The following is a 7,146-nucleotide window of genomic DNA, read 5'->3' as shown; positions in this document are numbered from 1 at the left end:
CCCGCACCCCACCCGCACCCCACCCGCGCCCTGCCCGGACGCACGTCGGCACCACCCCGCACCACCTGTTTCCCCTACCTCCCGAACGCCCGTTTTCCCCCGTATCGCTCTGGTTCGAGGCAGAGTTCCAAAGGTTTCCGAAGAGTTCCGCTTCCGGTCAACGACGACCGGGCGGGCGGCACACCCCCCGGGTCACACGATCGGGGGCGCGCCCGCCAGCGGACGCCCCGGGACCCCCGGCCGACGCTGCCACGGCAATGGTCCCGCCGGTGGCCTGTAGTCGACGCCGAGGGCGTCGAGCCGTGCGTAGTGCGCCGTCATCCGGGCCTCGAAGCCCTCGTAGTCCCTGGATTCCGGTTCCGGCAGCCGGGACCACACCGCCTCCGCGAAGGCGGCCAGCCGCGGGAACACCTGGTAGTCGACGCGCGCCTGGTTCTCCATCACCTCGGTCCACACGTTGGCCTGCGCCCCCAGCACGTGGGCGGCGGCCTCCGCGGAGAGCTTCGGCGGCACCGGCTCGAAGCGGTAGACGTCCTCCAGCGAGCGCACGTACCCGATGGGCATCGGCTCGTCCGGGCCGTCCGCCTGACGGTGGTCCAGGTACACCCGCTGCTCGGGGCACATCACCACGTCGTGTCCGGCCTCGGCCGCGGCGATCCCGCCCCCGTAGCCGCGCCAGGAGGAGACGACGGCGCCGTCCGCCAGCCCGCCCTCCAGGATCTCGTCCCAGCCGACGAGCCGGCGCCCGCGCGCGGCGAGCCAGCCGTCGAAGTGCCTGATGAACCAGGCCTGGAGCCCGTCCTCGCCGTCCACCCCCAGTTCCCCGATCCGCGCCTGTGCCGCCGGGGAGGCGCGCCACTGCGCCTTGGGGCACTCGTCGCCGCCCACGTGCACGAAGGGCGAGACCTCCGCCGGGAACAGCTCCAGGACCTCCTCGAACACTCCCTCGTAGAAGCGCAGTACGTCCTCGGTGGGGGCGAGCACGTTCTCGTTGACGCCCCAGTCGTCCCACACGCCGAGCGCGGCGGTGTCCACGACGTCGCGGTTGCCCAGCTCGGGGTAGGCGGCGATCGCGGCCTGGGAGTGCCCCGGGAGGTCGATTTCGGGGACCACCCGCACGTGCCGTTCGGCCGCATACGCGACGATCTCGCGGATGTCGTCCCGGGTGTAGAAACCGCCGTGCGGGGTCTCGTTCCACAGCGGCGAGGCCCGGTGTCCCCAGCGGCTGCGCGCGCGCCAGGCGCCCACCTCGGTGAGCCTCGGGTACCGCGCGATCTCGATCCGCCAGCCCTGGTCGTCCGTCAGGTGCAGGTGGAGCACGTTCAGCTTGTGGGCGACGAGGAGGTCGACGTACCGCAGGACCCCGTCCTTGGGCGTGAAGTGCCGGGCGACGTCGAGCAGCATCCCGCGCCAGCCGAAGCGGGGGGCGTCGGCGACGGTGACGTACGGCAGGCTCCAGCCGGGCCGCCCGGCGGGCCCGGCCAGCGGCGCCCTGCGGTACGCGGCGGGCCCGAGCAGCTGACGCAGCGTCTGCGCACCCCAGAACAGCCCGGCGGCGGAGGCGCCCGTCAGCTCCACCCCGTCCGCGGCCACGGTCAGCCGGTAGGACTCCGGCCCGTCGGACTCCGCCCGCCCGGGATCGACGGCCAGGCGTACGTCGGCCCGCTCGCCGGGCCCCGCGGCCGGCAGCTCCCACCCGGTGGCGGCCCCGAGCTCGCGGCGCAGCCAGCGCGCGACCCCCTCGGCACCGGGTCCGGCGGCGAGCAGCGGCCGCGGGCCGAACGCGTAGCGCCGGCCCTCCTCGTCCACGGTGGCGTCCTGCGGTACGGGGATCAGGTCCATGCGTCAGCCCTTCGCGGCAGCGAGCCTGTTGCACCCTGCGCAACGCTCGTTTCGCAGCGTGCTCGTCGGGCCGACCCTAGCCCGCCCCCGGGGCACGCAAAAGGCCCCCGGGCGCGATCGCGCACCGAGGGCCTTCGCCTCGACGGTCGGGACGTCCGGCCCCGGGACCACCGGGCCCCGGACCACCTGGCCGGGGCCCCGGACCCGGTTACTTGTCCTTGCCGCCCTTGTCCTTGTCGCCGCCGGAGCCCATGGATTCGTAGATCTCCTTGCACATGGGGCACACCGGGTACTTCTTCGGATCGCGGCCCGGCACCCAGACCTTGCCGCAGAGCGCGACGACGGGGGTGCCGTCGAGCGCGCTCGCCATGATCTTGTCCTTCTGGACGTAGTGGGCGAAGCGCTCGTGGTCGCCGTCGCCGTGGGACACCTGCGGCGTCGGCTCTACGAGGGTCCCCGTACCAGTCCCGCGCTCGGGCTCAAGAGTGCTCATGAAATCCAGGGTACTGAACCCCGTCGGGGTCAGTTCAGCGACGGGTCGTCCAGATAGGTGGCGACCATCGCGAGCTCGCTGCGCTGGCGGCGCAGCACCGCCCGCCACAGGCGTTCGGGGTCCGGGAAGGAGACGTCCCCGGGCTCGGAATCGACCACGTACCAGGCGCCGTCGCCCACCTCAACCTCCAGCTGGCCGGGACCCCATCCGGAGTAGCCGGCGAAGATGCGCAGGCCGCCGAGGGCGGCGGCGAGGAGCTCGGGCGGGGTCTCCAGGTCGACGAGGCCGATCGCGCCGTGCACGCGGCGCCAGCCCAGCGGCCCTTCCTCACCCGGGATCACGGCGACCCCCAGGGCGGAGTCCAGCGCGACGGGGCCGCCCTGGAAGACCACGCCCGGGTCGCCGGCCAGCGGTGCCCACGGCAGCAGGATGTCGCGGACGTCCACCGGGGTCGGCCGGTTGAGGACCACGCCGAGGGAGCCCTGCTCGTCGTGGTCGAGCAGCAGCACGACCGCGCGGTCGAAATTCGGGTCCGCGAGGGCGGGGGTGGCCACGAGCAGCCGCCCTGTGAGGGAGGACACCTCGGTCATGCGGACATGATCTCGCACAATCGCCCTCCAGGGGGAGCGGACGGCCGCAATGGATCACGCGCAGCTCAGGGCGCACGGCGGCAGAGAGGAGCGCGCGCCTTCACCGACACCGGAACGCGACACTCCGCCACCTGTCGCACACGCAGGGTGCTGTGCCGAATTCATGACAGTCCTACGGCCACGTCGGCCATACAAACAAGGGGGTAGCGACCCTTACCCTTTTCACTGATCCCCTGCCCATCCTCTCCGGAACGCGAGATCCATGACCGGCAACGATGTCCTGCTTGTCCACGGCGGAACCCCGCTCGAGGGCGAGATCCGTGTTCGCGGCGCGAAGAACCTCGTGCCGAAGGCCATGGTCGCCGCCCTGCTCGGCAGCGAGCCGAGCCGGCTGCGCAATGTTCCCGACATCCGTGACGTGCGGGTCGTGCGCGGGCTGCTCCAGCTGCACGGCGTGACCGTGCGGCCCGGCGAGGAGCCGGGCGAGCTGATCCTCGACCCGACCCACGTCGAGAGCGCCAACGTCGCCGACATCGACGCGCACGCGGGATCCTCCCGGATCCCGATCCTCTTCTGCGGCCCGCTGCTGCACCGCCTCGGCCACGCCTTCATCCCGGGCCTCGGCGGCTGCGACATCGGCGGCCGGCCGATCGACTTCCACTTCGACGTGCTCCGCCAGTTCGGCGCGACCATCGAGAAGCGCGAAGGCGGCCAGTACCTTGAGGCCCCGCAGCGCCTGCGCGGCTGCAAGATCCGCCTCCCCTACCCGTCGGTCGGCTCGACCGAGCAGGTCCTGCTGACGGCCGTCCTGGCCGAGGGCGTGACCGAGCTCAGCAACGCCGCCGTCGAGCCGGAGATCGAAGACCTCATCTGCGTCCTGCAGAAGATGGGCGCGATCATCTCCGTCGACACCGACCGCACCATCCGCATCACCGGTGTGGACCGCCTGAGCGGCTACAACCACAAGGCGCTCCCGGACCGTCTGGAGGCCGCCTCCTGGGCGTCCGCGGCCCTGGCGACCGGCGGCAACATCTACGTCCGCGGGGCGCAGCAGCGCTCGATGATGACCTTCCTGAACACGTTCCGCCGGGTCGGCGGCGCGTTCGAGATCGACGACGAGGGCATCCGCTTCTGGCACCCGGGCGGCCCGCTGAAGGCCATCGCGCTGGAGACGGACGTGCACCCCGGCTTCCAGACCGACTGGCAGCAGCCGCTGGTCGTCGCCCTGACGCAGGCGTCGGGCCTGTCGATCGTCCACGAGACGGTCTACGAGTCCCGGCTCGGCTTCACCTCGGCGCTCAACCAGATGGGTGCTCACATCCAGCTGTACCGCGAGTGCCTGGGCGGCAGCGCGTGCCGGTTCGGCCAGCGCAACTTCCTGCACTCGGCCGTCGTCTCGGGCCCGACCAAGCTCCAGGGCGCCGACCTGGTCATCCCCGACCTGCGCGGCGGGTTCTCGTACCTGATCGCGGCGCTGGCGGCCGAGGGCACCTCGCGGGTGCACGGCATCGACCTGATCAACCGCGGCTACGAGAACTTCATGGAGAAGCTCGTCGAACTCGGCGCCAAGGTCGAACTGCCGAACGGCGACCTCGTCTGAGACCGGCTCCCGGTCCGGATCCTGAGACCCGATGGGGTCCCGGCCCGGACCGATCCCTTCCGGGGCCCCACGAGGCCCTGGAAGGGCCCGTGAGGCCCTCCTGGGGGCCGCGCACGGGCCGGGCACCGGCCGGGCACGACCGAAGGGCGGCCACCCCCGTGGGGTGGCCGCCCTTCGTCGTACGTACTACTGCCGTCCCGAGGGCCGGTACGGCCCTCGGCACAAGGGCGTACTACTTGCCCTTGGCGGCTTCCTTGAGCTTGGAGCCCGCGGAGACCTTCACGCTGTAGCCGGCCGGGATCTGGATGGGGTCGCCGGTCTGCGGGTTGCGCGCGGTGCGAGCGGCACGGTGGGTGCGCTCGAAGGTCAGGAAGCCGGGGATGGTGACCTTCTCGTCGCCCTTGGCGACGATCTCGCCGACGGTCTCGGCGAGCGCGGCCAGAACGGCGTCGGCGTCCTTGCGGGTCACCTCGGCGCGCTCGGACAGAGCGGCCACCAGCTCACTGCGGTTCATGTTGTACTCCCGTGTTCAACTTGCCTTAGAGGCGTGAGATCGAAGCCGATGCTGCCAGGGCCCTCGGACAGTCCCCGGACCCGGGTCTGAACGTCAGACCCTCTCGCCCGGTTACGCATCCTGCCCCCACCAGCGGCGGGAAAGCCAATCCGGCACCCGCCAGGGTCACACGAAAAGCGCCACAGTCACGCCGCGGTGACGCTCCGTCCGCATCGAAGGCTTCAGCGGTCCCCTGGGCCGGGTGGACCCGTCGGACCGCCGTGGATGCGGACCGCGGGCCACGCGGGCATCCCCGCAACCCTAGAGGCGCCCCGCCCGGCCCGCACCCCGCGACGCGCCGGATCAGACGGACGTGGCCGCCGTCACAGGAGCGGAGGCGGCCTTGCGGACCGCGCCGGCGACCGCGCCCGCGACCTTGTCGTTGAAGACGGACGGGATGATGTAGTTGGCGTTCAGCTCGTCCTCGCCGACGACGTCGGCCAGGGCGCTCGCCGCGGCCAGCATCATGTCGGTGTTCACGGTCCTCGACTGGGCGTCGAGCAGACCGCGGAAGACGCCCGGGAAGACCAGCACGTTGTTGATCTGGTTCGGGAAGTCGGAACGGCCGGTGGCCACCACGGCGGCGGTCTGACGGGCGACGGCCGGGTCGACCTCCGGGTCCGGGTTCGCGAGCGCGAACACGATGGCGCCTTCGGCCATGGCGGCGACGTCCTCGCCGGACAGCACGTTCGGGGCGGAGACGCCGATGAAGACGTCGGCGCCGACCACGGCCTCCTTCAGAGTGCCGGTGTAGCCCTCGGGGTTGGTGTTGTCGGCGATCCAGCGCAGCGGGGAGTCGGGGGCCGCGTCGACGAGGTCGGGGCGGTCCGCGTGCACGACGCCGTGGATGTCGGCGCTGACCGCGTTCTTGACGCCGGCCGCGAGGAGCAGCTTGAGGATGGCGGTACCGGCTGCGCCGGCGCCCGACATGACCACCTTGACGTCGCCAACTGCCTTGCCCACCACGCGAAGCGCGTTGGTCAGGGCGGCGAGGACGACGATGGCGGTGCCGTGCTGGTCGTCGTGGAAGACGGGGATGTCGAGGGCCTCGCGCAGGCGGGCCTCGATCTCGAAGCAGCGCGGCGCGGAGATGTCCTCCAGGTTGATGCCGGCGAAGCCCGGGGCGATGGCCTTGACGATCGCGACGATCTCGTCGGCGTCCTGCGTGTCGAGGCAGATGGGCCAGGCGTCGATGCCGGCGAAGCGCTTGAAGAGGGCCGCCTTGCCCTCCATGACGGGCAGCGCGGCCATCGGGCCGATGTTGCCCAGGCCCAGCACGGCGGAGCCGTCGGTCACGACTGCGACGGAGTTGCGCTTGATGGTGAGGCGGCGCGCGTCCTCGGGGTTCTCGGCGATGGCCATGCACACGCGGGCGACGCCCGGGGTGTAGATCATCGAGAGGTCGTCACGGTTGCGGATGGGGTGCTTGGACGACATTTCGATCTTGCCGCCGAGGTGCATCAGGAAGGTTCGGTCCGAGACCTTGCCGAGGCTGACGCCCTCGATGCCGCGCAGCTTCTCGACGATCTCGTCGGCGTGCGCGGTGGAGGTGGCGGCGATGGTGACGTCGATGCGGAGCTTCTCGTGACCGGATGCGGTCACGTCGAGGCCGGTGACCGAGCCCCCCGAAGACTCCACGGCGGTGGTGAGCTGGGAGACCGCGGTTCCGCTCGCGGGCACTTCCAGTCGGACCGTCATCGAATACGAGACGCTGGGCGCCGTTGCCATGGCCGTGTTTCCTCTTCTGTCCCTGATTTCGCTGTACACGGGCCCGCACACGGCAGACGTGGACGGACCCGTTGTCCGATCGTCCCACCTACCAGCCGGTACGAGGTAACCAGCTACAAATTCCGGAAGAACACTTCCACCATACGAGATATCAGGGGTCGGTGGAATGGTGGGTTGATACGAAACAGGTCCGCGCCCCCCACTGCGTGGAGGGCGCGGACCTGGTGTTCCCGCTCAGACTGACGACACCGACCCGCCATGCTCGCCTCGCGGCAAGTGGTCGCTCTAGGCGACGAAGGTTGGGCCCGGGGGCTTGGATCGAGCCGGTGTCGTACCCAGG

6 protein-coding genes are annotated in these 7,146 nt (G+C 71.2%); 1 reads left to right on the top strand and 5 read right to left on the bottom strand.

Features of this window, described 5'->3' with window-relative positions; translation table 11 throughout:
- Positions 1–192 precede the first annotated feature (192 nt).
- The 3 genes from AB4039_RS30815 to AB4039_RS30805 form a co-directional block, all read right to left on the bottom strand.
- Entirely contained in the window at positions 193–1,842 is a 1,650-nt protein-coding gene (locus AB4039_RS30815) for a beta-N-acetylhexosaminidase (RefSeq protein ID WP_442272328.1), read from the bottom strand.
- A gap of 208 nt (positions 1,843–2,050) precedes the next feature.
- Positions 2,051–2,335 carry a DUF3039 domain-containing protein gene (locus AB4039_RS30810; protein WP_063760367.1) on the bottom strand — a complete coding sequence of 95 codons (285 nt, stop codon included), beginning with the start codon at positions 2,333–2,335 and terminating at the stop codon, positions 2,051–2,053.
- Positions 2,336–2,364: 29 nt separating this feature from the next.
- Positions 2,365–2,925, bottom strand: coding sequence for a YqgE/AlgH family protein (locus AB4039_RS30805; RefSeq protein WP_266839314.1), 561 nt, complete (start codon positions 2,923–2,925; stop codon positions 2,365–2,367).
- A gap of 262 nt (positions 2,926–3,187) precedes the next feature.
- Between AB4039_RS30805 and murA the strand changes: the two genes are divergently transcribed.
- Positions 3,188–4,525, top strand: a complete 1,338-nt coding sequence (gene murA / locus AB4039_RS30800) for a UDP-N-acetylglucosamine 1-carboxyvinyltransferase (RefSeq protein WP_030239179.1) — start codon at positions 3,188–3,190, stop codon at positions 4,523–4,525.
- A 232-nt stretch (positions 4,526–4,757) separates the two neighbouring features.
- Here murA and AB4039_RS30795 read toward each other — a convergent pair whose 3' ends face one another.
- Both AB4039_RS30795 and AB4039_RS30790 read right to left on the bottom strand, forming a co-directional pair.
- A complete protein-coding gene (locus tag AB4039_RS30795) occupies positions 4,758–5,039 on the bottom strand; it encodes an HU family DNA-binding protein (RefSeq protein ID WP_007264399.1) in 282 nt (93 codons plus the stop codon).
- A 342-nt stretch (positions 5,040–5,381) separates the two neighbouring features.
- Positions 5,382–6,806: an NAD-dependent malic enzyme gene (locus AB4039_RS30790; protein ID WP_266839316.1), complete on the bottom strand. Its 1,425-nt coding sequence runs from the start codon at positions 6,804–6,806 to the stop codon at positions 5,382–5,384.
- Between the last annotated feature and the right edge of the window lie 340 nt (positions 6,807–7,146).

This window comes from Streptomyces sp. M-16 (assembly GCF_052114405.1).
Taxonomy (GTDB): Bacteria; Actinomycetota; Actinomycetes; order Streptomycetales; family Streptomycetaceae; genus Streptomyces.
Note: the sequence above shows the minus strand (reverse complement) of the source record. Positions and strands in the feature narration are given on the sequence as shown.